Source organism: Streptomyces sp. NPDC051104, from assembly GCF_040682835.1.
Taxonomy (GTDB): Bacteria; Actinomycetota; Actinomycetes; order Streptomycetales; family Streptomycetaceae; genus Streptomyces; species Streptomyces cynarae.
Window position 1 is genome coordinate 1 of record NZ_JBFBBS010000060.1, and the last position, 26,067, is coordinate 26,067.

A 26,067-nucleotide genomic window follows, 5' to 3' on the forward strand; every position below is an offset into this window, starting at 1 on the left:
GATCTTGAGCCTCAGCAACTCGAAACCCTAAGCAGGGAACGGCGTGTTTTATGCATCAGGGCTGGTCAGGTACCCACACATCAAGCAGAAGAGCCCAAAATGGGAGAGTGCGAGGTAATGACGATGGTTGCCTTCCTCACCCTCGCCGTCTATCTCGCTGTGGCGTTCTGGCCAGATTCCTCGGCGAGTACGCAGGTGGCACGAGACGCCATCAGAGCCGGCATGGTCGGGGTCGTCTCCGCGGTCGCTGTGGGCATCGACTACCTCGTTCGTCGGAGCGGCGAGGAGCTGACTTCTGCGCGTTCGGAGGCTGCCCAGTGTGCCGTACTGCCGGATCGGCAAGCCGTCCCGGCCGCAGCTTGGGGGCTGCGTGATCGTTGTTGGGTCGCCCAGGGCCGTACGAGGGCGCCCGAGGCCGACTGATGACGATCGACAGTGACAGCGGAGCCACGGTCCCCAAAGAGGGCGTACGCCGTGGCCGCGCCTTCCGTCATGCTGCCGGTCGGCCTCCGGGCACGCCGAGCTCCCACCGCGCCGAGTGGTGGGCCTCCCAGTCCGGGCTTATACGTCGGATATGACCAACGACAAGGTGTACCGCCCGGGCGAGGTCGTGCCTGACACCGGCATGTATGAATGCGAGACGGCCTGCGGCCACAGCTGGTCCACGGACGTGCAGGGGGACCGGTTTCCGCCGACACCCGAGGACTGCGCCGGAAGCGGGTGGAAACTCGCCACGAAGACCCCGGTTGGCCAGTGACCGCGCAGTACGGGGAGTCGTGGCAGGTGGGCGCTCTTGTCACATGTTCCCGTGGGTTCCCGCAGCGCCACCGGGCGTGCCCGACGGGAAGCAGAGCGGCGCCCCCGACAGGCCCTGCCCAGGTCAGCTTCGCGGCACCGTCCGCCGTCTGTGCCGTTCGACACGCAAAAGGGTCCACAGCGTGGGTCGGGTGTCCACGGCCTGGTCTTCGGGTACTCGCCGTCGTTCAGGAAGCGAAAGGCGTCTGTGAGGAATCGTCGCGATGACCGTTCCCGAGGAGAACCGGCAGAAGACCGAGACCACCGACGACGTGGTCATGGAACCGGCGGAGGAGAAGGCCGGCAAGCCCGCCCCCACCGGTCCGTCCGGCCGCACCATGCGTGAGGCGATGGAGGAGGCGGGCATCCACCGGGAGGACTACGAAGAGCAGTAGTAAGGAGGCCCCCATGGCGCACACCAATGTGCCGGAGGTGCTGGGCGCGCTCAAGGACGTCGACTTTCCGGCCGACAAGGACCAGTTGCTGACGGCGGCGCGCGCGGCCGGCGCCTCGGAAGAGGTGGTCAAGGCGCTGCGCGGTATACCGCCCGAGGAGTACACCAGCCGGGATGACGTGGCGCGGTCGGTCCGGGTGGATCCCGACTCCGACCTCGGGCACACCGCCGCACAACGTGCCGAGCAGGCGCGCGAGGGCGGCAAACCCGGGCTGTCACAGCACCTGCGGGACGCGCCGAAGACGCCGATCCAGGAGGAACTGGAGGACTGACCTCACGGCGGTCGGCCGCGGACGCTGTGAGCAAGTACACAGAAGCACCAAGTCCCCGATACCGTCGGGGACTTGGTGTGTGTTCGGTACCCCGTCCGGAGCACGCGACGACGACTCGCCGGTCCCGTCTGCCACGATGGTCGATGCCGTCCTCCCGCGACCCGCAGCGCGGCTCACCGGCGGCACGGCACCCGCCAGATCCGGGGGAGCGACCGCGCAGCGCAGCCGGTGTACCGAGCTCCCGCCGATGTTCCGTGTGAGTCCCCCCGGGACCCCTCCCCGAAGATCACTGTGCCTTCTTCTCCTGTCGCTTCCGCGTCCCTTCCTGCCCCGGTGCCGGCTGCTTCCGCGCCGGACGCCGCCTCGGCGGCCCCGGCGGCCGAGTCCTCCTCGCCCTGGAGATCCCTGAAGTACCGCAGCATGCGCTGGTGGTCCCTGGCGAACTTCGTCTCGAACGCCGGCACCTGGATGCAGCTCACGGTGCAGAACCTGCTGGTCTTGAAGATCACCGGGTCCGCCGCCGCCACGGGTCTGTCGATCTCCGTGCAGGCCGCCCCGGCCCTCCTGGTGAGCCTCGCGGGCGGCGCCGCCGTCGACCGCCTGCCGAGGAAGCTGACCGCTGCCGTCAGCCAGGCGCTCCTCGGCGCCGTCGCCTTCACGACGGCCGTCCTCGTCGCGCTCGGCCGGCTCGACGTGCCCGTGCTGATGGTGCTGGCCGCCGTCACCGGCCTGATCGCCACCGTCGACGGGCCCGCGTGCGCGCTGCTGGGCAACGACCTCGTCCGCGAGGAGGACGTCCCCTCCGCGATCGGCGTGGGCTCGCTGGTGCACAGCGCGGGCCGGCTCGTCGGTACGGCGCTCGCCGGTGTGGCGATCGGCTTCTTCGGCACGGCCGCCGCGTATGCCGCGAACGGGGTCTCCTTCCTGTTCGTCGCCTCCGTCATCCCCTTCCTCCGTCCGGCACCCGGCGCCGTACGGGCTCCCGCGCGCCGTGCGCCGGCCCTCCCGGCCCAGCGCGGCAGCCGGCCCGCGGGCGGGGACATGACCGTGCGGCAGGGCCTGGCGTTCTTCGCGCGCCGCCCGCGGCTGGTCGCCCTCGCGGGCATCACCGGGATCAGCGCGATCTTCGGACGCAACTACGGCCTCACCCTTGCCGTCCTCGTCACCGGCCCGCTCGCGGGCGGCGCCGAGGCGTTCGGCACGGTGTCCACCGTCCTCGCCGTCGGAGGCATCGTCGGTGCGGTCCTGGGTGCCCGGCTGGGCCGGCCCTCCGTGCGGGTGGTGGGCACGCTGGCCGCCGTGGGCGGACTCCTCCAGATCGTGGCGGGGCTGTCGCCGTCGCTCGCCGTGCTGCTGGTGCTGGTTCTGCCGATGGCCGTGGTGGAGTCCGTCTCGGACACCGCCGGGACCACCGTCCTGCAGACCGACCCGCCCGCCCACCTGCGCGGTCGCGTGCTCGGCGTGTGGAGGACCATCAGCACGGCGTGGGGTCTGGGCGGCCCGCCCGCGCTCGGCCTCCTCATGCAGCTGGCCGGAGCCCGCGGCGCCCTCGTCGTCGGCGGTGTCATCATCGCGGGCACGATCGGAGCGGGCTTCGCCCTGCGCCGGCGCCGCACCAGTCCGGCGGTAGTGCTCCGCACGGAGGACCGCGGAGTACCGGACCTGAGCACCGCGGCCTGAGCCGTCCGGGCGGCGGACGCCGGTCGGCGCCCGTTGCCGGGGCCGGCCGCCGTGCCGTCGTCCGTTGCCGGCCCCCTTCCCTTCCCGCCGTGCCGTCGCCCGTTGCCAGGTCCGTCCCCGCTGTGCCGCCGCCCAGGTCTCATGCCGGGCGCGGGCCGTCACGGCGGATGCCGCTGAGGTGGCCGGGGGCCGGCCGGGAGGGGGGCGACCGTCACCTGACGGCGGACGGATGCGGAGGGCTCGTGCAGAGGGCTCGTGCCTTCTTCGCCCGTCGGCCGGCACAGCCCTCACGAGCCCTCCGGTCTGCCGTCGCCCTACGTCAGCCGCGGGCCCGCGGACCAGTCGTCGGTGCCCCGGGCACCTCGCTCCGCATCCCACGTCCCGGCCCCGGCTCCCGTCCCGCCCCCGGCTCCAGCAGACCGTGCACCGCCTCGGTGACCTCCGCCACCGTGATCCTCAACAGCCGCTCGTCCGGCACCCTGCCGTGCGCGTCCCCGGGCCGTGGCGCAGTGTCGCCCCCCGGATGCCACAGCACCCGGTGCCGTGTGTCGTCCGGCGGCCCCCACAGCCGAGGGGCGACCGGGCCGAACAGGACCACCGAGGGTGTGCCCAGTGCCGTGGCCAGATGCGCGAGCCCGGTGTCGCCGACCACCACGCAGCGGGCCCCGGCCACCAGCGCGGCCAACCGGTCGAACGGCACGTCGCCGTCGCCTCCCACGACCGCCCCTGGCGGCAGCCCCGCCCGAGCCGCCACATTCCGCGCCAACGCGCCCTCCCCGGCGCCTGCGGTCACCACCACGTCGTGCCCCGAGCGGCGCACCTCCCGCGCCATGGCTGCGAACCGCTCCGGCGGCCAGCACCGCGCGGCGGCGTCGGCCCCGGGGTGCACCACGACGGCGCCGGGTGCGGGGGAGGGCGTCGCGGGCGCCGGGATCGACAGATCCTCCGGGTCCGCCCGGACGCCGTACCAGGCGAGCAGACGGCACCACCGTTCCCGCTCGTGTTCGTCCTCCCGCCACACCGGACCGGGGATGTCGGGAGTGTCCGGGTGCGCGTAGGCGAACAGCCGCCGCGGCCCGAGCCGCTGCAGCAGCAGATGGCTCGGCGGGCCGTTGCCGTGCAGATCGACGGCCAGATCGGGCGCCGGTCCGTCCCAGGCCAGCTCGGCGGGCACCGCCCGGCCGGGGGCGGAGGCGGGCAGCAGCCGGTCCACCAGGCCGGTCGCCGCGGCTGCCTGCTCCAGCCGCCCGGGCGCGGCCAGCACGATCTCGTGGCGGGGCAGATGCCGCCGCAGCGCCCGCAGCGCGGGCACCGCCGTCAGCAGATCGCCCAGCCCCAGCGCCCGCAGCACCAGCACCCGCGGCGCGTGCGCCTCGGCCGTCCTCACGTCGGCGGCACCGGGGGCACGGCGGCCCGCGCCGCCCGGCGGGCCAGCAACGTCGTGGAGCGGCCGTCGAGATAGGGCAGTACGACCGCCTGCCCGCCCCAGGCCCGCAGCGCCTCCGCCTCCGGCAGGTCCTGGACGGAGTAGTCGCCGCCCTTGACCCACACATCCGGCTGCAGCCGCTTCAGGACCGTCTCCGGGGTGTCCTCCTCGAAGACCGCGACGGCGTCCACGCTGCCGAGCGCCTCGAGGACCCGCACCCGGTCCGCCACCGTGTTCAGCGGGCGCCCCGGCCCCTTCAGACGGGCGACCGAGGAGTCCGAGTTGAGGCAGACGATCAGGCAGTCGCCGATGCGCCGCGCACTCTCGAGCAGGCCCACGTGCCCCGCGTGCAGCAGGTCGAAGCAGCCGCCGGTGGCCACCACGGTGCCGCCCCGCGCGCGCACCCGCTCGGCGACCGCGAAGGCGTCGGTGCGGGGAGTCGGCGCCGGGGGAGGGGGCTCGGTCCGCCACAGCGCCGGATTCCCGGCCCCGCCCGCCGAGACGAACGCGGCGGCCTCCGCGACGCCCCGCTGCAGGGCCTCCTCCGGCAGTGCCCCGTCCGCCAGCGCCGCAGCCGTCGTGGCCGCGAAGCAGTCGCCCGCGCCGCAGGGGTCCCCGCTGGCCCGGTACGGCGGCGGCACCAGCATCGGCGTGCCGTTGCCCGCCCTGGCCAGCAGCGCCCCGCGGTCCCCGAGGGTCACGGCGACACCGGCTGCCTGCCAGCGCTGCGCGAGCCGAGCGGCCCGGTCGGCGTACGCGCGCAGCGAGTCGCCGTCGCCCGGGCACAGGGCGGATGCCTCCGCCGCGTTCGGGGTGACGAGTCGCGCCCCGGGCACGGGAGTGTCGCCCCGGGGGTGGGGGTCCCACACCAGCGGCGTACGCGGCACGACGGCCGCCAGATGCTCCCGTACGGCACCGGCCGTGTGCCGTCCGTAGTCGGCGACCAGTACGGCGTGCGCCTGCGCGAGCGCCTCCCGCACCGCGGCGTCCGGCTCGCCGGGCGTGCCGCCGCCCCGGTCGATCCGCACCAGGGGCCGGCCGCTCGCCAGCACCCGCGTCTTCACCGGCAGGCTGCCCTTCAGCGGGATCTCCACCAGCCGCACCCGGCCGCGCAGATCACGGCGTACGGCCTCGCTGGCCGAGTCGTCGCCGAGCGCGGTCACCAGCACCACCTCACGACCGCCGCGGGCCGCCAGCGCGGCGGCGAGTCCCGCCCCGCCGGGATGACGCCGGTCCTCGGTGACGTCGACGACGGGGGCGGGGGCGTCCGGGGACAGCCGGGTGGCGACACCCTCGATGTCCTCGTCGAGCAGGGCGTCCCCGACGACCACGAGTGGAGCCCGCCCCGTCACGACGCCGTCCCGTGCGCTCCGACCGTACGCGGCGCGGCGGTGGGCCGGGTGGCGGCGCCGAGCGCCGCGTCGAAGCTCTCGCAGAGCAGGTGCACGGCCACCAGATGGGCCTCCTGAACGGTCGCGGTGTTGCCGACGTCGATGCACAGGGCCTCGTCGGCCGCCTCCGCCAGCGGGTTCGGGCCCGGCCCGGTGAGCGCCCAGACGCGCAGTCCGGCCGCCCGGCCCGTCACGGCCGCGCTGATCAGGTTGGCGCTGCGGCCGGAGGTGGACAGCAGCACGAGCACGTCACCCGGGCGGCCGTGGGCGGCCACCTGCCGGGCGTAGACCTGGTCGAAGCCGTAGTCGTTGCCGATCGCGGTCACGCTGGACGTCTCCGCGTGCAGCGAGATCGCCGAGTAGGCCGGCCGTTCCTGCCGGTAACGACCCACCAGCTCGGCGGTCAGATGCTGGGCCTGGGCGGCGCTGCCGCCGTTGCCGGCGGCCAGCAGCCGGCCGCCGGCGGGAAGGACGATCGCGAGCCGGCCGCCCCACTCAGCGATCCGGTGCAGGCCGTCCCGGCGCAGGCGCACGAGCGCCTGCTCCAGTGAACGGCAGTGCAGATGCGCGGCATCGAGTGCATATGCAGAAGAATCGGTCATGTTGATCGGGCGTACCGCGTCACGGGGACGGCGGCCGGACCCGCACCTCCTTCGGACGTCGGAGCTCCGCGGTGGGTCGGGAACGCTGTCGAGGGCCGGGCGGACGGTGCGTGATCACACCACCCCCGTGGCGGCGGGCTGGGCGTCCAGGACGGAGCAGTACGTCGCCTCGGTCGCCGCGGCGACCCGTCCCCAGCCGTACCTGCGCAGCACGCGACGACGGCCCGCCGCGCCGCACGCCTCCCGCATCTCGGGGTCGGCGAGGAGTTCACCTACGGCCCGGGCGAGGGCCTCGGGGTCCCGTGGCGGCACCAGGCGCCCGGTGGTCGGGTCCGCGACGGTGTCCAGCTGGCCGCCCACCGCGCTGGCCACGACCGGCCTGCCGCAGGCCATGGCCTCCAGCGGGACGATGCCGAACGGCTCGTAGTCCGCGGGGCACACCACCACGTCGGCCGCGCGCACCAGCGGCGGCACGTCGCGCGGCGCCACTCCGCCCATGAAGATCACCCGGTCGGCGACGCCGTGCTCCTCGGCGATGCGGCGCAGCCGGCGTACCTCCGGGTCGTCGTCCAGCCGGTCCGCGGACGGCCCGCCGACGACGACGAGTTCCGTCTCCGGCAGCAGGGCGAGCGCGGTGACGGACACCGCCGCGCCCTTGCGCGGCACCAGGCGGCCCAGCTGGAGCAGCCGGTGCCGGCGCGAGCCGCGTTCGGCGACCGCACCCTTCGGCGTGAACAGCTCGGTGTCCACCCCGCACGGCACGATGCTGACCTTCCCGGCGGGTATGCCCATCCTGCCCAGTTCGACGACCTCGTCCCGGCACGTGGCGATCACCCGGTCGCAGCCGAGGCCCACCTCCGTCTCGTACGCGATGCGCCGCGGCGGACTGGTGTCCGCCAGCTGCTGGTGCCGTCGCTTCACCGTGCCGAGCGCGTGGTACGTGTGCAGCAGCGGCAGCCCCAGCTCGCGTACGGCCCGCAGCGAGGCCAGCCCCGACATCCAGAAGTGCGAGTGCACCACGTCCGGCGCCCGCACCCGCCAGACCCCGGCCAGATAGCGCCCGAAGTCGGCCATGTAGGGCAGCAGTTCGTCCTTGGGCAGCGGCTCCGGCGGACCCGCGGGCACATGGCGCACCTCGACCCCTTCGCGCAGCGGCACCCGGTCCGGCAGGTCCTTGTCGTCGCGGCGGGTGTACACGGTCACCCGGTGTCCCCGGTCGGCGAGCGCCCCGGCCAGACAGGCGACGTGGACGTTCTGCCCGCCGGCGTCCACCCCGCCCAGGGTGGCGAGGGGGCTCGCGTGTTCCGAGACCAGTGCGATCGACAGGGAACCGGGGCCGTCGGCGTCGGCGGCGTCCGGCTGCATGGGGTGCAGGGATGAGGTCATGAGCGCGTCTCCGTCATCACGCGCTCCCAGTCGTCCAGGAAGCGCTTGAGCCCGTACCGGCCGAGGGCCGCCTGGCGGGCACGGGCGCCGGCCTCGGCCGCGGCTTCGGGTTCGTGCAGGTAGTGCCGGGCTGCCCGGGCCAGGACGTCGGGCCGGGTCGACAGCACGCCCGCGCCCTGCGGGACCGCCTCGACCACCTCGGTGGTGGCGAGCGCCAGGACGGGCATGCCCAGGTGCATGGCCTCCAGCAGCGACAGACCGAGGGAGGTCCAGCGCACCGGATGCAGATAGAACCGTCGCTGCGCCATCTCCCGGTGCAGCTCGGCCTGGGGCAGGTCGGCGCTGCGGCACCGCTCCTCGGGCAGCCCGAGATGGCCGGCCAGGCCCTCGGTGCGCATCCCGAACACGTCCAGCGGCGCCGCCTCCGCCAGCGCGGGCAGCAGATCGGTACCGGTGTAACGGCCGCGCCGCACCGGCTCGTTGACGACGACGGCCCCGCGGGCGAGATGGCCGGTGTACTGGTGTCCCGGGTCGACGATGCCGTGCTCGACGACGTCGGTGCGTGTTCTGCCGCAGTCCCAGAACAGCCGGTTGAAATGGGTGACGTGGACCAGCGTCAGGTCGCCGCGGTCGGCGAACGGGTGCCGGGTGTTGGGCACGTCGCCGTCCGGTGCGTTGTGCTCCAGGTAGACGGCGGGTATGTCGCGGCCGGGGCGGCGGCCGCCGAGCCAGCGCTCGGCCAGCTCCAGTTCGTGCGGCCGTTGCAGGACGACCAGGTCCACTTCCGCGTCCCGCAGCTGCTCGGGGGTCGCCTCGCGCACCGAGGACGGCCAGGAGAACGTGCGGGCCCGCCCCAGTCCGTCGGGGTCGCGGCCGGGTGTCACCGGAACGAGGTAGGTGTGCGGACCCTGGACGAACGCCGTCGTCCAGGACCCGTGCACGTGCCACAACAGGATGTTCATACGGTCGCTCCTCGTTCCGTCTCGGGACCGCGGCCCGGCCCGGACACGTCCTCCGGCCCGGGCACGTCCTTCGCCCCGGTGACGTCCTCCGGGCCGGACGTGCCCTCCGTGCCAGAGGCGCCACCCGGCCCGGGCGATGCATCCGTGGCGAGATCCGTTCGGTCCGTCTTTCGCTTCCGGTCCGCGTTATGCATCGCCCTGGGCCTTCTCTCACAGAGCGCCGCCACGGCGGCCAGCACCTCGGCATCGCTCACGCCGTCGAGACACGGGTGTCCCGGCACCGGGCAGTGCCGGGCGCGGGTCGCCGCGCACGCCGCGCTCTGGTCCCCGAGCAGCACGTGCGGGACGCCGTACGGGGCCCAGCGCTCGGCGGGTACGACCGGCGCGAACAGGGAGGCGACCGGGGTGCCCACCGCGGCCGCCAGATGCGCCGGTCCGGTGTTGCCGACCACCGCCACCCGCGCCCCGGCCAGCACCCCCGCCAACTGCCGCAGATCGGTGAGGCCGCCGAGATCCAGCCCGTGCGATCCGGCCACCTTCGCGGTCAGCTCCCGCTCCCCACGGCCCCCGGTGACCACGACCCGGTAGCCCTCGGCGGCCAGGGCGGCCGCGGCCCGCGCCGCCCGCTCGGGGCTCAACGCGCGGGCCGGCACCGCGGCTCCGGGGTGCAGCACCACGTACGGCTCCGACCCGGTGAGGTGAGTGGTGTCCGGCGGCGTGGTGACCCGCAGCGGCCCCTCGTCGCCGGGCGGCAGCGCGAAACCGGCGTCCCTCGCCAGGTCCAGCGCCGCCACGGCTTCGTGCCGGTGCGGCAGCCGGCGGTGCCGCAGGTCGAGCAGGGCGCCCGGGTAGTCCTCGCTGTCGGCGGCCGTCCAGCCGACGCCGGCGAGCTTCAGCAGCAGCGCGATCGGCAGCGGGCTCTGGTGGTACGAGACGAGCACCAGGGCGCGGTCGAAGCAGCCCGCGGTCAGCGTCTGAAGGAGCTGCCGCGTCGCCGCGCGGGAGACCGGCGCCGGTTCCAGGCCCACCCACGGGGCGTCGTACTCCAGCACCTCGTCCACGCCCGGCAGCAGCTTCGCCGCCTGCACCCCGCGCGGACCGCACAGCATCGCCGTATGCGAGGAACCGGCCGCGACGGCACGCACGGCGGGCCCCGCCAGCAGCACGTCGCCGGCGCTGTCGAGGCGCACGATCAGGGTGCGGGGAAGGTGTCGGGTGTCCGTCATCGTGCCTCCCCCGCGATCGAGGCGGCGCGCGGCCCGGGACCGGAGCCGTCCTCCGGGTCCAGCACCAGGCGCACCGCCGCCAGCAGGTCGCCGGCCGTGGTCCCGGCGGCCTCGATCTCCTCCGGGAGGGTGACGGGGGTCGGCACCAGCACGCCGCGGGCGCCCGCCGCCCGGGCGGCCCCCATGTCCGCGCCGATGTCCCCGATGACGACGGCGCGCTCCACCGGGACGCCGAGCCGTGCGCAGGCGGTCACCACCAGGCCCGGCGCCGGCTTGCGGCAGCCGCAGCCGTCGCCCGGGCCGTGCGGGCACACCGCCCACACGTCGAACGGGCCGAGCAGCTCCTCCACCCGCCGCCGCACCGCCTCCACCTGAGCGCGCGTCAACAAGCCGCGGGCCACGCCGGACTGGTTGCTGACCACCCCGACGGGGATGCCCCGCGCACGGACGGCGTCGACCGCCTCCCGCGCCGTCGGCATCGGCTCGACACGCTCCGGGTCACCGTTGTAGGGCACATCGGACACGAGCGTGCCGTCGCGGTCGAACAGCACCGTCGCCGGCAGGGTGCCCCCCGCCCGCGGCGGGCCGCCCTGGGGACCGTCGAACAGCCAGGGCCCGGTCGCCGACGGCACGGCGGCCTCGGGGGGAGGGGGCGGCAGGGGACGTCCGCTCATGGGTGCACCCGTTCCTCGAGCGACCGGCGCCGCACCGGCGGCTGCGCCCCGGCGTCGTCTGCGACGTGCGGCGGCGCTGCCCGGTGGACGATGTGACCGCGCAGCCAGTGCCAGGTGGCGGCGGGCGGGATGAGCACGCTGGTCACCGCCATGGTGGCCATCTCGTCCGGGGTCCGCGGCCCCGGCCCGATCCGTGCCAGGGCGAACTCGGCGGTACCGGCCAGCCAGCCGGCGGCACAGACCGCGGCGGCCCGGGGCCTGCGCAGGGCCGCGCAGGCGAGGGCCGCCACCGCCGCTCCGGTCACCGCCAGATGACCGGACAGCCGTCCCCGTGGCGCGCCCGCCCTGCTCCACCACCCGGGGCCGTGCAACCGGGTCATCAGCACGTCGTCCGCGTTCCCCGCCTGCAGGCGCACCGAGACCCAGCGGTCGGCCGGGCGCACCGGGTGCGTCGTCGTCCGGGACCCCGTGGTCACCGTCCATCCCGCGGCCTGCACCCGCAGCGCGAGGTCCGCGTCCTCCCGGAAGGCCCGCCGGAACCGTTCGTCGAAGCCGCCGACGGCCTCCAGGACCGTACGCCTGTAGGCCATGTCGGCGGTGATCCACCGCGCGGTGGCGAGGCCGGCGGTGTTGCGTTCCCAGTCGGTGGGCCGGCGGTCGGTCGGCAGGGGGACATCGATCCGGGCGGTGATCGCGCCGGTCCGTTCCGTCGCCTCCGCCAGGTCCAGGGCGAGGTCGTCTCCCCAGGTACGGCCGGGCACCACGTCGTCGTCGAGGAACACGATCCAGGGGATCCGCCCGGCCGCCCGCCACCCGTCGTTGCGGGCCGCGGCCGGCCCCCGGGCACGGCCGCGGACCACGGTGGTGACCGGGCGCAGCGGCCCCGGGATGTCGACCGTGAGCGGCTCGCCCTCGTCTCCGGGGCGGTCGTCGACGACGACCACCCGCACCGGGCGGGGCCCGGACGCCTCGGCCAGCGCCCGCAGGCACGCACTCAGGCTGGGCCGTCCCAGCGTGGGTATCACCACCGCGTACGCGTCGTCGGCGTAGGCGGTGGTCACCATGTCGTCTCCGCGCTCCGCCATCACGTGCTCCTCGCGTCGGCGCCGCGGAAGAAGTCCCCGCGCCGCACCGCGTACGGGCCGATGGCGAGGAGGTCGACGGGGGAGGAGCCGAAGCACTCCAGCGCGTCGCGCGGATCGTCCACCATGGGCCGTCCCGCCGTGTTCAGGCTGGTGTTGACCACCACGGGCAGCCCGGTGAGCCGTTCGAACTCGCCGAGCATGCGGGCGACGAGCGGCTCCTTGGCCGGGTCGACGGTCTGGATGCGGGCCGTGCCGTCCACGTGCACGACCGCCGGGATGCGGTCCCGCCACGCCTCGGCCACGTCGTGCACGAACAGCATGTACGGGCTGGGCAGCGGACCGTCGAAGATCTCGGAGGCGCGGTCGGCGAGCACCATCGGCGCCACCGGCCGGAACTGCTCGCGGCCCTTGACGTCGTTGAGCCGCTCCAGGTTGCCCGCGTGCCCGGGGTGGGCCAGCAGCGAACGGTGCCCGAGCGCCCGGGGGCCGTACTCGGAACGGCCCTGGAACCAGGCCACGATCCCGTTGTCCGCGAGGGTCTCGGCGACGGTCCGGGCGATGTCCGCGGGCCGCTCGAAGGGCACCGCCGCCGTCTTCAGCCATGCCCCGAGCTCCGCGTCCGACCAGTCCCGGCCCAGATCGGCGCCCGGCATCGGCTCCGGCTCGTCCCCCTGCCCGGCGGCCAGCAACAGCGCCCCGCCCAGCGCCGTGCCCGCGTCACCGGCCGCGGGCTGCACCCACACTCGGGAGAAGGGCCCCTCGCGGGCGATCCGCGAGTTCGCGACGCAGTTCAACGCGACGCCCCCGGCGAGCGTGAGCACGCTGTGGTGCGTCCTGCCGTGCAGCCAGCGCACCAGGTCGAGCAGCGTCTCCTCCAGCACGGCCTGGGCGCTGGCGGCCACGTCCGCGTGGGCTTGCGTCCACGGCTCGTCCGGGCCGCGCGGCGCGCACAGCTCGTGCCAGGGCACCCCGGTGGCCTGGAAGCCGCCGTCACCCGTGGGGTACACATGGCGGCGCAGCTCGGCGAGCATCCGCGGGCGGCCGTGCGAGGCGAGCGCCATCACCTTGAACTCATCGGAGGACCTGAGGAACCCCAGGTGCTCGGTCAGCTCCTCGTAGATGAGCCCCAGGGAGTGCGGCAGTTCCTGCGCGTACAGGGGCTCAAGACGGTCCCCGACCCGGCGCGCGGCCAGGTGTGAGGCGCGTTCCCCGCGGCCGTCCAGCACCAGTACGGAGGAGTCCCCGGCGTCGGGCGCGGCGAAGGCGCCGGACGCGGCGTGCGCCATGTGGTGCGGCACGAAACGGACGATGCCGGGGTCGAGGCCCGGCAGCGCCGTCTTCAGGAAGCCGGGGGCCTCGCGGGCGTAGGTCTGCCGCAGGTGGTCCCAGGGGTCGTCCAGACCCATGGCCTCTGCCGGCCGGGCGAGGTCCGGATCGTAGGAGTAGACGACGGCGTCGAGGTCCTGGGGGCGCAGTCCGGCGCGCCCGAGGCACCACGCGGCGGCCTTCTCCGGCAGTTCCCAGGCCGAGAACGGCACCGGCCGCTTGCCGTGCTTGCGCCGGGAGAACCGCTCCTCCTCGGCGGCGGCGACGGTCCGGCCGTCGATCACCAGGGCGGCGGCGGGGTCGTGGAACAGAGCGTTGATTCCGAGGATGCGCATGGGGGTCCGAGGCCTTTCGGCGATACGTGAGCCGGACGGAAGCGGGTGGTGAGGGGACGGGGAGCGGGGCGGCGTGCCCGGTACGGGGCCCGAACGACAGGGCGTGTCCGCTGCCGCGGGGCGCGGCCGGGAGGCAGGCGCGGGTCAGCCGCCGGAAGTGGCGCGGAACCAGTCGATGGTGCGGCGCAGGCCTTCCTCGGCGTCCACCTGCGGCTCCCAGCCGAGCTTGTCGCGGGCCAGCGTGATGTCGGGGCAGCGCACGGCCGGGTCGTCCGTCGGCCGCTCGATGAACCGGATCTCCGACGACGACCCGGCGAGCCGGATGACCAGGCGGGCGAGGTCGAGCATGGTGATCTCGGAGGGGTTGCCGATGTTCACCGGGCCGCGCATGCCGTGCGCCGCCGCCGCGAGAATGCCGCGGACGGTGTCGTCGACGTAGCACAGGGACCGGGTCTGGCGTCCGTCACCGGTGACCGTGAGCGGCTCACCGGCCAGCGCCTGCCGCACGAACGTCGGAACCGCGCGGCCGTCGTGCCCGCGCATCCGCGGACCGTAGGTGTTGAACAGCCGCACGATGCCGGTGTCGGTGCCCTTCGCCTCGGCGTGCGCGGTGGTCAGGGCCTCACCGAACCGCTTGGCCTCGTCGTACACGCTGCGCGGGCCGACCGGGTTCACATGCCCCCAGTACCGCTCGTCCTGCGGGTTCTGCTGCGGGTCCCCGTAGACCTCGGAGGTCGAGGCGAGCACGAAGCGCGCGCCCGAGCGGTGCGCCAGGTCCAGGGCGTTGCGCGTGCCCAGGCTGCCGGTGTCCATCGTGTGCAGGGGGAGGCGCAGATAGTCGGCGGGCGAGGCGGGCGAGGCGAAGTGGAGTACGAGATCCGGCTTCCGGTCGACGGTCAGCCCCTCCGCCACATCGCCCCGCACCAGCGTGAAGCCGGGCCGGTCGAGCAAGGGCGCCACGTTCTCCGGCCGGCCGGTGCTGAAGTCGTCCACGCAGGTGACCGAGGCGCCCGCGTCCAGCAGGGCGGCGCACAGGTGTGAACCGACGAACCCCGCGCCGCCGGTGACGACGGCGTGGTCCCAGTTCCGTGACAAAGGGCTGGCCATTGAAGAACTCCTCCCTACGCGGCGACGGCTTGTCGGGCCTGTTCCGGGCGCCGGGCCGCTGACGTCGCGGAAGACCGTCGAGTACCCCGATCAGCGTCCGTCGCCGCGGCGCCGGTGGCTCGGTGGTGTACGTCATCCGAGTGAGTGACGCAGCGTGAGGACCCACGGTGCGCACGCGACCCGACGGGCACGGTGGCCCCGCCCACGGGTGCCCGCGGCGGTGCGGCGGGGCGCGGCGGGGGCACCGGACGGGACGGCGGACGTCGCCGGGTCGTTGACATGCGGCTCCGGTTTCCCCAGCTGTCCCAGCACAATCACCGGATCTCTCCAGCCGTCCCGGAACGCTTCTCACACACTCGGCGCCAATGCCGCAGCTCAAACCGGGTAGCCGTACGGCTTGAGGTCCCTGCGACCCCGCACGCCGCGCGCCCCCAGTCGGCCCAACCAGGAGGCAGCACCCATGAGCACATCGTTCCCGCCGCACGCGCTGCACGACTACGCGTTGCTGGCCGACGGGGAACGCGGCGCACTGATCGGCCCCTGCGGCGACATCGGCTGGCTGTGCTCACCCGGCTGGCACAACGACGCCGTCTTCGCCTCGCTCATCGGCGGCGGCGGTGTCTACGCCATCACGCCCAGGGCCCGCCATGTCTTCGGCGGCTATTACGAGGAGGGCACCCTCATCTGGCGCAGCCGCTGGGTCACCACCGACGGCCTCATCGAGTGCCGGGAGGCCCTCGCCTTCCCCGGCGACGCCGGCCGGCTGGTGCTCCTGCGGCAACTGCACGCCGTCGACACGGTGGCCCACGTACGGGTCGTGCTCGAGCCGCACGGCGACTACGGCCGCTCCTCACTGGCCTCCGCCCACCGCACCGACGACGGCGTGTGGTACCTCACCTCGGGCCCCCATCGTCTGCGCTGGCAGGGCGCCCCGTTCGCCGTCGCCCGCGGCCAGGGCCTGACGGCCGAGATCGTGCTGCAGCCCGGCGAGCGCCACGATCTGGTCCTTGAGTGCTCCGCCGCACCCCTGCCCCGCACCGCGCCGCGGGCCGCCGAGGCCTGGGCCGCGACGGAACAGGCCTGGCGCGAGGCCGTACCCGCGCTCGACCACACGATCGCCCCGCGCGACGCCCGCCGGGCCTACGCCGTCCTGCGCGGCCTGACCACCCACGGCGGCGGCATGGTCGCGGCCGCCACCACCAGCCTGCCCGAACGCGCCGAGGCGGGGCGCAACTACGACTACCGCTACGTGTGGATCCGCGACCAGAGCTACGCCGGGCAGGCCGCGGCCGCCACCGGCGCCCCCGAACTCCTCGACGGGGCCGTGCGCTTCGTCTGCGAGAGGCTGCGGGAGGACGGCCCGCGCCTGGCCCCCGCCTACACGGTGCACGGCACTCCCGTCCCCGGCCAGAGAGAACTCGACCTGCCCGGCTACCCCGGCGGCTTCAGCCGTATCGGCAACCACGTCAGGGAACAGTTCCAGCTCGACTGCTTCGGCGAGGCCCTGTTGCTGTTCGCGGAGGCCGCACGCCGGCAGCGGCTGGACGCCGACGGGTGGAAGGCCGCCGAGATCGCGGTGCGCGCCATCACCGAGCGCTGGCGGGAGCCGGACGCCGGGATCTGGGAACTGGACTCCCAGTGGTGGACCCACAGTCGGCTGACCTGCGTCGCCGGGCTGCGCGCCCTGGCCGCCGCGGCCCCCCGCCATCCGCTCTCCGACCGCTGCGCCCTGCTCGCCGACACCCTCCTCGCCACCACCGCGCAGCACTGCCTGCACCCCGAGGGCCACTGGCAGCGCACACCCGACGACCCGAAGGCCGACGCCGCCCTGCTGCTGCCGGCCGTACGCGGCGCTCTGCCCGCCGACGACGACCGCACCCGCGCCACCCTGGCCGACTGCCGTCGCCGACTGGCCCAGGACCACTACATCTACCGCTTCCGGCACGACGAACGCCCCCTCGGGGAGGCCGAGGGGGCGTTCCTGCTGTGCGGGTTCGTCATGGCGCTCGCCGAGCACCAGCAGGGCCGGCTGATCGACGCCCACCGGTGGTTCGAACGCAACCGTGCCGCCTGCGGGGCCTCGGGCCTGTACGCGGAGGAGTTCGACATCGCCCAGCGGCAGCTGCGGGGCAACCTCCCACAGGCGTTCGTCCACGCCCTGCTGCTGGAGACCGCCGCACGGCTGGCCGAGGACCCCGAGGCGCACGCCTGACGCCCCGACAGGCGCCCGTCGTCAGCTCTCGGCGGCCTCGGCCGTCGCGCTCCAGCCGTAATGCAGCCAGTCCGACACCGCGACGGCCGTGAGACCCGCGCACACCAGCCGCGTGGCCTTCGGCGCGGAGGCGTAGGAGCACACCAGCGCCCCGGCCACCCACGCGGAGGTGCAGAACGGGCAGGAGAGCAGGTCGCCCACGGCACGCCGCGCACCGCTCCCGCGTGCCTGATCCATCACTTCGTTGGCCGTGCTGTCGGACTCCCGCCGCGTGAACGGCGCCCGCAGAAAGCTGGTCACCTTGTCCTTCGTCAGCAGCCGGGACGCCTTGAACGTCGCCGTTCCCAGCAGGGCGACGTCCCACGGCGGCACCTGCTGCGGCAGCCGCAGCCCACGGCGACGCGCCACCGCGGCGAACAGCGCGGCACCCGCCGTGAACGTCGTCGCGAGGAGCGCGTAGCCCGCCAGCGGCGTGTCGCCGCTCTGGTCGTAGCGCGTGTCGTGCACCGTCATAGGAATGCCTCCCTCGGGGCCAGCCACCAGGTCAGCCTTCGCTTTCGGGCCGCTCTCCCGTGGGCCCCCGTCCCCGCTGGGTGCGCGGACCCCGGCTGTCCCAGCCCTCGTCCTCCTGCGGCCCCGAGTCCCCGTGGCCCCCGCCCACAAACGCCTGCCGGGGGCCGGCCTCGGCCGCCCGGACCCTCGACACCACCCGGCTCAGCCTCACCACCCCCCAGACGATCACGGCGACGCCGATGGCCTCGGGCAGCAGCCACCAGCCGGTCCGGATCCGCTCGTCGAACAGGGTGATGCCGAGCAGCAGGCTCACCGTCGCATCCCCGATGGTGAGCGCCGGCTGGGACGCGGTCAGCCAGCCCGCCTGGAGCGCGTTCTCCAGCAGCAGGATGGCGCTGACACCGGTGAGCGCGAAGCCGTAGGTCTGCCAGGACTGCAGGAAGGCGCCGATGCCGCCGTCCGCGAACCTGCCCGTGGCGGACTTCAGCAGCGCCGCGGTCAGGGCATTGCCGACAGCGGAGGCCGCGGCCAGCACGGCGGCCCGGAACAGCGGCGGGCGCCCCGGGCGGGCGATGACGACCGCGGTGGCCATGGCACCCAGGCAGGCCGCGAGGACCGGGATCCAGCGCACCATGGACGCCTGGTCCGCCACCCCGGACGGAGCGGCGGAGCCGAGCACCACGGCAAGCCCCATGACGACTCCGATGATCCCCCACCAGGCCGCGGCCGGCAGCCGCCGCTGCATCAGGGGAGCGGCGATCATCAGCGCGAACGGCAGCTCCAGTACGAACAGCGGCTGCACCAGTGCCATCGGCCCGTTGACCAGGGCGAGCGCCTGGAACAGCGCGGCCCCGACGACGCCGCCGATGCCGATCACCCAGGCCGGCCGGTGGGCCAGCTCGATCAGCAGCCGCAGGCCGCCGCCGCGCGCGACCGTGGACGCCGCCTTGCGCTGGAACGCGGTACCGACCGCATTGCTGGCGGCACCCATGACGGCGAACACCGCGGCGAGAAGGATCACCTCTCCAGAATGCCCCCGGACACCCGGAGCGGGCGGCCTCGGAACACCGCGACCGGATCGGCCGGCGAGCCGGTCGCCCGCGGCAGCCTGAGCGGGGCGACCACGCGGGCGCAGGCGCCGCCGACCGGTGTTCCGGAGACCCCGGTGACCGCCCGAGCGCGACGCGCAGTCCGGTTCCTACCCTCGGAGGGCGTCAGGCGCCGCCGACGCACCCCGCTGCCGCCTCCCGCGCCGCGGTCTCCTCCGCGCCGGCTTCCACACCGTGCTCGCCCAGCGGCCCGACCGACAGTCCCGCCTCGCGGCAGTCGTCCACGATGCCGGGAAGCGCCCCGAGCGTGGCACGCCAGCAGCCGACCGCCGCGGCATGGTCCGAGTCGTGCAGCAGCAGGGTGCCGCCACCCCGCAACTCCGCACCGGCCGTCGCGCGTACGGAGGCGGGCGTGGCGTCGGCCGTCCAGTCCTTGCCCCAGGCCGTCCACAGCACCGGCCGCAGGCCGGCCCGCCGGGCCGCCGCCCAGCGTCCCGACGTGAGGATGCCGTACGGCGGCCGGTACCACCGGGGCCGACGGCCCGCCGCGTCGTGGACCGTGTCCACCGTCCGGACCAGGTCCGCCGTGTCACGGGCGGGAGACGGCAGCCAGGGCCGATCGTGGCTCCAGCCGTGCACGGCGAGCTCGTGCCCCCGCTCCGCGATCTCCCGCGTCAGCGCCGGGTAGCGCACCACACTCTCGCCCAGCACGAAGAACGTCGCCCGGACGTCGAGCTGGTCCAGCGCGTCGAGGAAGTGCGGCGTGGAGCCGGGATCGGGCCCGTCGTCGAAGGTGAGAGCGATGTGGTCGGGGCGGCCCACCCCCGCGAGCCCGGGGAGGAAGCGGCGCCGCAGGCCGGGCAGCCAGGTGGCGGCCGGGCTGATGTGCACGGCCGCGACCGCCGCGACCGGCGCCAGGAGGGCCGCCGCGCGTCCGCCGGCGAAGGGACCGTGAGGACGAGTCATAGGGCAACTGCCTCCTTGTCGTCAGGAACCCAGGGCTTCGCCGGGTTCCCGTCCGTCGTGGGGACGGGGTCGTCGTCGGGACGGGACCGTCATGGATCGGGGCTCGCACGGATCGGGGGTGGCGCGGATCGGGGCCGGCATGGATCGAGGCCCGCTATTGGACCGGGATCGTCGTCAGGGGTCGGGCCGGTCCCGGTCCGGGCCACCGGCCGACGGCCTCCCCGGCGCCCGCTCCCGGGCCTCCGGATGCGGCCCGTCCCGGCCGTTCGGTGCCGTGTCCCAGGCACCGCCGGCCCACGGGGCGCCCGCCAGTCCGATACTGCCCGCCCCGATGAGCGCGAAGCCGAGCACCTCTGGCAGCACCCGCACCCCGAGCGCGATCTGCTCGTCGAACAGCGCCGATCCCAGCGCCACCCCGACCATCGCGTCCCCGAGGGTCAGAGCCGGCTGCGACGCCGTCAGCGACCCGGCCCGGAACGCGCTCTGCAACAACAAGAAGCTGACCATGCCGATCACCGCCGTCACGTACGGCGGCCACTGTGCCAGCACGGCCCCCACGCCCTGCGGGAGCCGTCCCATGACCTCCTTCAGCAGTGCTGCCGTGGCGGCGAACGACACCGCGCTCGACAGCCCGAGGAGCGCGGCACGCGGCGCGCCCCGCACCGCGCGGGCCGAGACGACCAGAGCCACCACGGCGCACACCACGGCCACCCCCGCCGGGAGCCAGCGCCCCGGCAGGGCCGTGGTCCGGCCGGAGGAGGGCGCTGCCACCCCCAGGAACAGCGCCAGGCCGGCGGCGAGGGCGGTGAAGGCCAGCCAGGTGCGCCCGCTCGGGCGAGCGCGGAAGACGACGCCGCCGACGGCCAGGGTGAACAGCAACTCGGTGGCCAGCAGGGGTTGTACGACGGCCAGGCTGCCCACGGCCAGCGCGGCCGCCTGGAACACGGTCGACAGTGCCAGCAGCCCGGCCCCCGCCAGCCAGTACGGCCGCCGCAGCACATGACCGAGCCAGCGCACCGCCTGACGCACCCCGCGGCCGCCCGCGGGTTCGTCCCTCGCCGCACGCCGTTGCAGCACGGAGGCCGAGGCGTTGGACAGCGCCGTGAGCAGCGCGAGTACGACGGTGAGAGCGCTCACCCGCCACTCATCCGAACGTGGCGGCGAGCCGCCGGTACAGGCCGGGCGCCGCACCACGGATCCGAGCGGGCAGCCGCAGCCAGCGCGGCACGTACACCTCGTCCCGGCCCCGGCTCACCGCGCACCAGACGGCGTCCGCCACCCGCTCGGGCGGCACCAGCCTCGGCCTGGACCTGCGGTAGGGCACACCCCGGCGCTCGAAGAAGGGGGTGTCCACCACACCGGGGACCACGAGACTGACCCGCACCCCGGTACCGCGCAGTTCGTAGCGCAGGGCGTCGGCGAAAGCCGCCAGCGCCGCCTTGGCCGCCGAGTAGACGGCCTCACCGCGCACGCCGACCGCACCCGCCAGCGATCCGACGATCACCACACGTCCGGAGCCCGCTTGGACCATATGGGGGACGAGCTGCCGTACCAGATGCAGAGTGGCGAGCAGATCGACGTCGATCACCTCGTCGATGGCGCGTGGGGGCATGCTGCTGAACTCGCCGGCCCAGCCGATCCCGGCGCAGGCCACCAGCAGGTCCACGCGGCCCATCCGCTCGAGGGCGAACTCGGCCAGCTGCCGGCCGGCTCCGGGGCGGGTGAGATCCGCCGGGTAGCCGGTGGCCGAAGCCCGGTCGGCGACCTGCGCGAGACGGGTCGCGTCCCGCCCGTTCAGCACCAGCCGCCAGCCGCCCTCGGCGGCCAGCCGGCGCGCGACGGCGGCCCCGATGCCGGAGGAGGCGCCGGTCACCAGTGCCGTGCCCGGGTGGGCCCCCCGGTCACCGGTGCGCCGGGGCGGGGCGCCCGCGGCGGGGGACGGAGCGTCCACGGAGAGGGCGGGGACGGATCGAGGAGGGGAGGGAGCATGGGACATGGCGGCGACCTCGGCTCGGCTGCGACGGCGAACACCTGACGGACGGGTGGCGACGGCTGTTGGTCGGGTGCTCCTGGCTTCGAGCACTCCTGCGCTGAGAGGGTTGAAGCGGACGAAGCGGACGGTGAGTCCCGCTCGCACACCCCGAAACCCGCAACAGGGGCGTGTTTGGAAAGTGCGACTCGGGACAATCAGTACCGGTGCGTGCATTTTCCCCCGTGCCTCGACGGCGAGCGACGCGAGCGGCCATGACCCCTGCCCGCCGCCCGGCGGACGAAGTAGCCCGTTCGGCGGGACCGGCCACCGCCCCGGCGGCCACATCCCCGTCCCCTGACGGCTCCCGGCGGATCCTGATCGTGAGCGCGAGCATGGGAGCCGGACACGACACGGTCGCCGGGGAGCTCGCGCGGCGCGCGCGGGAGCGCGGCCACGAGGCGGACGTCGTCGACGTCCTCGCCCTCCTGCCGTACGGCCTGGGCACGGGTCTGCGCCGCTTCTACCAGTCCTCGGTCCGGCACTTCCCCTGGGCGTACGCCTTCCTCTACCGCACGTTCCTGCGTCGGGGCCCGGGCCGCCGTCCCAGCGGCGTCCCCCTGGCCCGCCTCGCGGGCGGTCGCCTGACGGACCTCGTGGACCGTACGGGCGTGGATGTCGTCCTCCCCGTCTTCCACCTTGCGGCGCAACTGACCGGCCACCTCAGGTCCCGGGGCCGGCTGCGGGTGCCGAGCGCCGTCTTCCTGATCGACTTCGCGGTGCACCGGCAGTGGCTCCATCCGGGCAACGACCGCTACTTCTGCCTCACCGACGAGGCCGCCCGCGAGGTACGCGAGGACATCGCCGTCCCCGCCGAGACGACCGGACCGGCCGTGGCCCCCGAGTTCCTCACCCCGACTCCGGCTGCCGCGCCGTGGCCCCACCGCTTCGCCGGGTTCGCTCCGGGCCGGGCCCCGGTGATCCTCTCCGCGGGCGCCTGGGGGGTGGGCTCACGTCTCTCCGCCACCGCCGGACTGCTGGCCGCGCACGGCTTTCTCCCGGTCGTGCTGTGCGGCCGCAACGACGTGCTCCGCGAGCACCTCGCCGAGATCCCGGGCGTTCTCGCGCTCGGCTGGGTCGCCGACATGCCCGACCTGATGCGAGCGGCCGGCGCCCTGGTGGACAACGCCGCAGGCCAGACCGCCGTACAGGCTCTCGCCGCCGGCCTGCCGGTGGTGGGATACCGCCCCCTGCCGGGCCACGGTGAGGAAGGCGTCCACCGGATGGCCGCGCTCGGCCTGACGGAGGTGGCCAAGACGGAGTCCGAGCTGCTCGATGCGCTGAACCGCCTCACGACCCCCGGTCCCGACCGGGACCGCCGCGTCGCTCACGCCCGCACGCTGTTCCGCGTGGACGTCCTGACGCGGGTGATGGAACTCCGGGGCGCCTCACCCGTGTGAGGGGTCCCGGCGGGCGGCCGACCCGACCGTCCGTCGTACGCCGAGGCGTCCGGAAGCGTGCCGGTGTGCACGAGTCGCTTACGCCCGGCACGCTCCCGTCGGCTTGCCGTGCCGGCGTCTCACTGACGAGGTGCGCGGCGCGCGACACCGATGGTCAGGCCCATGGCTGCCAGGCCCAGCGCAGCCGTCACCGCACCCACCGCGCAGTTGCTCGCGATGATGCCGGCCCGCGCGCTGTGCGTGGCGGTCACCACCCAGGGCGAGATGATGAGCCACACACCGAGCGGGGCGATCACCCACGCCAGGCGGAACATGCGCTCGGGCACCAGGGTCAGACCGAGCCCGATCAGGCCGACGGTGATGCCGACGATCAGGTTGTTGACGGTGATGAAGGGCTGACCGGAAAAGTGCACGACCCAGGGCGATATCGCGGCGTAGACACCTGCCAGGAGGATCGCCCCCTCAACGGCGATGGCCGGGCCGCTGGCCGCGGTGCGCTCGAGCCGTTCCCGCATCTCCTGTATCTCGGGATGCGTGCCCATTCCACTGGACTGCTGCGGATACGACATCGCTGTGCCTCTCCAAGAGGATTGATTTTTTCCTTACATACACAGTTCCCCCATTCAGGTGGATTTACCCAGTTTTGCGTCATTCGCGGTCGCGTCATCTCCGTACTGCGTCCTCCGCGTGGGGGCGGGCTGGGAGCGCCGGTGCGCTGCGACCCGTTCGCGGGTGGCGCAGCGGCGCGAGCAGTAGCGGCGCTCCGGGCCGCTGCCCTGTGTGATGAAGACCTTCTGGCAGCCGGATGACGCGCAGATCCTGCCGGGCGGGCGTTGGTGGTCCCAGACCAGCACGGTGAGGGCCATGCAGGACGAGGCGAGGAGCCATTCGGCCCACGGGGCGTCGTCGTCATGGTCGAGGTGGGGGTGCCAGGGGGTGCCACCCCCGTGCGACGTGAGGCGGACCGGTCCGGTGTGCCGTCGCAGGAGGCCGTTGAGGGCCGCGGCCGCCTCGTCGACCCGGTCGGCGGCGAAGACCTCCCGCAGCAGCGCGGCCGCCGCCCGCATCTGTGCGACGTCCTGAAGAGTGAGGTCGATGGGGTTCGTCTCGCCGAAGTCGCGCAGCACCGCGGCGACTTCGGCGGGGTCGGTCACCTCGTCGGCGAGGACGTTGACGAGGGCGGCGGTGCGCCGCGCCGTGGTGAGGACGGAGTGGCGGGTCGACCAATCGTCGAGGGGAGGGAGCACGGCGCCGAATGTAACGCATATTACGTTCGTAACGTCCTGCCGGTGAAGAGCCGTTACTCGATGGGCACGTATCTCACCGGCGCGGTGACGGCTCGCACCGGCGATGAGATGTCCGGGCCGGCGTTGATGCTGGCGGGGTTCGCCGTTGCCGGATCGGCTGCTGAGGCGTCGTCGCTCCTCGCGGGCGTCACCATCGCCGCCGCGGTGGGCGGGCCGGTGCTGGGGGTGCTTCTCGACAGGGCGGCTCGTCCGGGCCGTCTGCTGGCCGCCGCGCTCACGCTCCATGCGACGGGTCTGATGGTGATCCTGGCGGGAATCGGCCGTCTTCCGCTCTCCGTCTGCGTGCTGATCGCCGTGCTGACGGGTCTTCCGGGACCGGCACTGTCGGGCGGCTGGACGGCCCAACTGCCCCGAGCGGTGCCCCGCGACAACCTCTTGGCAGCCAACGCGCTCGATGCGATGACCTTCGGCCTGGCCGGCCTGCTCGGGCCCGCCCTCGCAGGCGGCGCTGCACAGGCGTTCGGAGCGCCGGCCTCGGTGGCCGTCTCGGCGGTGCTCATCGGCCTGGCCGTACCGGTCGCGTGGAGGCTGCCCGTGAGCGTTCGGCCGGCGAAGGGCTTGGAGGCGGCCTCCGTGGTCCGCGACCTCCTGGCCGGAGTGCGGTTCGTCGTCCGTGCCCCCCGCCTGGCCCGCGCAACCCTCACCTCGGTCGTCTCCTGCGTCGGCCAAGGCATGCTGACGGTCTGCCTTCCGCTCCTCGGTGAACGCGTCCTCGGCGGTGCGGGCCAGGGCACGATCCTGCTCTCCTGCGCGGCCGTCTCCGCCCTGGCGGCCAACGCCGCACTCGCGCGGTTTCCGCGTTCTCTCGCGCCGGACACCATCCTGTGGGCCGGTGCCCTCGTCCAGGCCGCCGCGCTGCTCCTGGCCGCGACGGGGCGACCGGCCGCACTCCTCGCCGCCGTCCTGCTGGCCGGAATCGGTGAAGGGCCAGGGGTCACCGCCCTGTTCGCAGTGCGCCACCAGGAGACCCCCGAGCATCTGCGCGGGCAGGTGTTCACCCTGGGGGCCAGCCTGAAGCTGACCGGGTTCACCCTCGGCGCGGCGCTTGCCGGGTCCGCCGCCACCTGGTCCCTCCCAGGCACCTTGGCACTCGCGGCCGGCGTCGAGATCCTCGCCGCGCCGGCCTTCTGGGCGGTCACCGCGGGCGTGCGGAGAACGGCTGACCCGACGGAGGCTCAGGCGGTGCGGTTCAGGGCGGGGAGGTAGGCCTGGGACTGTCCTTGTTCGGTGGGGTGGTACGACTCGGTCGGGGCAAGCCAGTTGACGCTGTGCAGCCATGGGACGGTGGAGCAGATCTCGTGGCCGGTGAAGGCGCCGGTGACGTCGACGTAGGTGAATCCGTGGTGCGTGGCCCGTTCGTCGATGACCTTGTCGAGGTGATCGACAGCGCCGTTGATCGCGGAACGGGTGGTGTCCGCCAGCCCCGCCTTGCAGCTGCCGTTGAGCTGGTACAGGCGCGGGTAGCCGAGGACGACGACATGGGCGTGGGGGGCTTTGGCCCGGATGGCGGCGTAGAGGCGGTCGAGGTCGCCGGGGAGGGCGCCGTCGATGCGGTCGAGCGCTTCCCTGATGGCGTCCAGGCAGGTCCCCGAGCCGTGCAGCACACAGGTCGTCATCACATGGCCGAAGCCGGCGTCACTGCCGCCGACGGTGATGCTGACCAGCCCGGTGCGGGCGTTGAGCGACCCGAGCTGGCGGCTCAGCACGTCGAGGGCGCGGGCGCCGTTGCAGGCGGTGAAGTCGAAGCTGGACGCGTTGTGGGCCGCGGCCCCCAACGCGGGGGAGGAGGGGGGAGATCGGATGAGCACACCGCTGAACACCAGTCACAGAAGAATGGTTCACGTATGCCCGCATCTGGAAGCTGAAGGCG

General features: G+C 74.3%; 25 protein-coding genes. 7 read left to right on the forward strand and 18 right to left on the reverse strand.

Annotated elements, in window-relative coordinates:
• Positions 1–574 precede the first annotated feature (574 nt).
• The 4 genes from AB0N14_RS36805 (at position 575) to AB0N14_RS36820 (ending at position 3,201) form a co-directional block, all read left to right on the forward strand.
• Positions 575–757 (forward strand): hypothetical protein, encoded by a 183-nt coding sequence (locus AB0N14_RS36805; protein ID WP_366030067.1) that lies wholly within the window; start codon positions 575–577, stop codon positions 755–757.
• A gap of 262 nt (positions 758–1,019) precedes the next feature.
• Positions 1,020–1,190, forward strand: a complete 171-nt coding sequence (locus AB0N14_RS36810; protein WP_366030068.1) for a hypothetical protein — start codon at positions 1,020–1,022, stop codon at positions 1,188–1,190.
• Positions 1,191–1,203: 13 nt separating this feature from the next.
• On the forward strand, positions 1,204–1,521 hold the full coding sequence (locus tag AB0N14_RS36815; protein WP_366030069.1) for a DUF2795 domain-containing protein: 318 nt from the start codon (positions 1,204–1,206) through the stop codon (positions 1,519–1,521).
• Between the two features lie 333 nt (positions 1,522–1,854).
• A complete protein-coding gene (locus AB0N14_RS36820) occupies positions 1,855–3,201 on the forward strand; it encodes an MFS transporter (RefSeq protein WP_366030070.1) in 1,347 nt (448 codons plus the stop codon).
• Positions 3,202–3,520: 319 nt separating this feature from the next.
• Here the strand turns inward: AB0N14_RS36820 and AB0N14_RS36825 are convergent, their stop codons facing one another.
• The 10 genes from AB0N14_RS36825 to AB0N14_RS36870 all read right to left on the reverse strand — a co-directional run bounded on the left by AB0N14_RS36825 (position 3,521) and on the right by AB0N14_RS36870 (position 14,721).
• The gene (locus AB0N14_RS36825) at positions 3,521–4,588 is read right to left on the reverse strand and encodes a glycosyltransferase family 9 protein (RefSeq protein ID WP_366030071.1); all 1,068 of its coding nucleotides are present in this window, start codon (positions 4,586–4,588) and stop codon (positions 3,521–3,523) included.
• Entirely contained in the window at positions 4,585–5,979 is a 1,395-nt protein-coding gene (gene rfaE2 / locus AB0N14_RS36830) for a D-glycero-beta-D-manno-heptose 1-phosphate adenylyltransferase (RefSeq protein ID WP_366030072.1), read from the reverse strand. The genes AB0N14_RS36825 and rfaE2 overlap by 4 nt, the downstream gene beginning before the upstream one ends.
• A complete protein-coding gene (locus tag AB0N14_RS36835) occupies positions 5,976–6,620 on the reverse strand; it encodes an SIS domain-containing protein (protein WP_366030073.1) in 645 nt (214 codons plus the stop codon). Before AB0N14_RS36835 ends, rfaE2 begins: the two co-directional genes overlap by 4 nt.
• A gap of 114 nt (positions 6,621–6,734) precedes the next feature.
• A complete protein-coding gene (locus tag AB0N14_RS36840) occupies positions 6,735–8,006 on the reverse strand; it encodes a glycosyltransferase (RefSeq protein WP_366030074.1) in 1,272 nt (423 codons plus the stop codon).
• Positions 8,003–8,968, reverse strand: coding sequence for a glycosyltransferase (locus AB0N14_RS36845; protein ID WP_366030075.1), 966 nt, complete (start codon positions 8,966–8,968; stop codon positions 8,003–8,005). Before AB0N14_RS36845 ends, AB0N14_RS36840 begins: the two co-directional genes overlap by 4 nt.
• On the reverse strand, positions 8,965–10,194 hold the full coding sequence (locus AB0N14_RS36850) for a glycosyltransferase family 9 protein (RefSeq protein WP_366030076.1): 1,230 nt from the start codon (positions 10,192–10,194) through the stop codon (positions 8,965–8,967). Before AB0N14_RS36850 ends, AB0N14_RS36845 begins: the two co-directional genes overlap by 4 nt.
• Complete coding sequence (locus tag AB0N14_RS36855) at positions 10,191–10,868, reverse strand: HAD-IIIA family hydrolase (protein WP_366030077.1); 678 nt, start codon at positions 10,866–10,868, stop codon at positions 10,191–10,193. The genes AB0N14_RS36850 and AB0N14_RS36855 overlap by 4 nt, the downstream gene beginning before the upstream one ends.
• A complete protein-coding gene (locus AB0N14_RS36860; protein ID WP_366030078.1) occupies positions 10,865–11,953 on the reverse strand; it encodes a glycosyltransferase in 1,089 nt (362 codons plus the stop codon). Before AB0N14_RS36860 ends, AB0N14_RS36855 begins: the two co-directional genes overlap by 4 nt.
• Positions 11,953–13,614, reverse strand: coding sequence for a carbamoyltransferase C-terminal domain-containing protein (locus AB0N14_RS36865; RefSeq protein ID WP_366030079.1), 1,662 nt, complete (start codon positions 13,612–13,614; stop codon positions 11,953–11,955). The genes AB0N14_RS36860 and AB0N14_RS36865 overlap by 1 nt, the downstream gene beginning before the upstream one ends.
• Before the next feature lie 144 nt (positions 13,615–13,758).
• Positions 13,759–14,721 carry a UDP-glucuronic acid decarboxylase family protein gene (locus AB0N14_RS36870; RefSeq protein WP_366030080.1) on the reverse strand — a complete coding sequence of 321 codons (963 nt, stop codon included), beginning with the start codon at positions 14,719–14,721 and terminating at the stop codon, positions 13,759–13,761.
• Positions 14,722–15,181: 460 nt separating this feature from the next.
• Between AB0N14_RS36870 and AB0N14_RS36875 the strand changes: the two genes are divergently transcribed.
• A complete protein-coding gene (locus tag AB0N14_RS36875; protein WP_366030081.1) occupies positions 15,182–16,933 on the forward strand; it encodes a glycoside hydrolase family 15 protein in 1,752 nt (583 codons plus the stop codon).
• Between the two features lie 21 nt (positions 16,934–16,954).
• Here AB0N14_RS36875 and AB0N14_RS36880 read toward each other — a convergent pair whose 3' ends face one another.
• The 5 genes from AB0N14_RS36880 to AB0N14_RS36900 all read right to left on the reverse strand — a co-directional run bounded on the left by AB0N14_RS36880 (position 16,955) and on the right by AB0N14_RS36900 (position 21,457).
• Positions 16,955–17,446, reverse strand: a complete 492-nt coding sequence (locus AB0N14_RS36880) for a DUF1360 domain-containing protein (RefSeq protein ID WP_366030082.1) — start codon at positions 17,444–17,446, stop codon at positions 16,955–16,957.
• A gap of 31 nt (positions 17,447–17,477) precedes the next feature.
• Positions 17,478–18,467: a DMT family transporter gene (locus AB0N14_RS36885; RefSeq protein ID WP_366030083.1), complete on the reverse strand. Its 990-nt coding sequence runs from the start codon at positions 18,465–18,467 to the stop codon at positions 17,478–17,480.
• A gap of 193 nt (positions 18,468–18,660) precedes the next feature.
• The gene (locus AB0N14_RS36890) at positions 18,661–19,461 is read right to left on the reverse strand and encodes a polysaccharide deacetylase family protein (RefSeq protein WP_366030084.1); all 801 of its coding nucleotides are present in this window, start codon (positions 19,459–19,461) and stop codon (positions 18,661–18,663) included.
• 174 nt (positions 19,462–19,635) lie between these two features.
• Entirely contained in the window at positions 19,636–20,598 is a 963-nt protein-coding gene (locus tag AB0N14_RS36895) for a DMT family transporter (RefSeq protein ID WP_366030085.1), read from the reverse strand.
• A gap of 7 nt (positions 20,599–20,605) precedes the next feature.
• On the reverse strand, positions 20,606–21,457 hold the full coding sequence (locus tag AB0N14_RS36900) for an SDR family NAD(P)-dependent oxidoreductase (protein WP_366030086.1): 852 nt from the start codon (positions 21,455–21,457) through the stop codon (positions 20,606–20,608).
• 368 nt (positions 21,458–21,825) lie between these two features.
• On the opposite strand from AB0N14_RS36900, the gene AB0N14_RS36905 reads away from it, so the two are divergent.
• Positions 21,826–22,890, forward strand: coding sequence for a galactosyldiacylglycerol synthase (locus AB0N14_RS36905; protein WP_366030091.1), 1,065 nt, complete (start codon positions 21,826–21,828; stop codon positions 22,888–22,890).
• 119 nt (positions 22,891–23,009) lie between these two features.
• Here the strand turns inward: AB0N14_RS36905 and AB0N14_RS36910 are convergent, their stop codons facing one another.
• Positions 23,010–23,459, reverse strand: coding sequence for an SPW repeat protein (locus tag AB0N14_RS36910; protein WP_366030087.1), 450 nt, complete (start codon positions 23,457–23,459; stop codon positions 23,010–23,012).
• Positions 23,460–23,513: 54 nt separating this feature from the next.
• Positions 23,514–24,137, reverse strand: a complete 624-nt coding sequence (locus tag AB0N14_RS36915; protein WP_366030088.1) for a CGNR zinc finger domain-containing protein — start codon at positions 24,135–24,137, stop codon at positions 23,514–23,516.
• A 42-nt stretch (positions 24,138–24,179) separates the two neighbouring features.
• On the opposite strand from AB0N14_RS36915, the gene AB0N14_RS36920 reads away from it, so the two are divergent.
• Positions 24,180–25,403 (forward strand): MFS transporter, encoded by a 1,224-nt coding sequence (locus AB0N14_RS36920; protein WP_366030089.1) that lies wholly within the window; start codon positions 24,180–24,182, stop codon positions 25,401–25,403.
• Here the strand turns inward: AB0N14_RS36920 and AB0N14_RS36925 are convergent.
• Positions 25,373–26,017, reverse strand: coding sequence for an SGNH/GDSL hydrolase family protein (locus AB0N14_RS36925; protein ID WP_366030090.1), 645 nt, complete (start codon positions 26,015–26,017; stop codon positions 25,373–25,375). The genes AB0N14_RS36920 and AB0N14_RS36925 overlap by 31 nt on opposite strands.
• Positions 26,018–26,067: the final 50 nt, after the last annotated feature.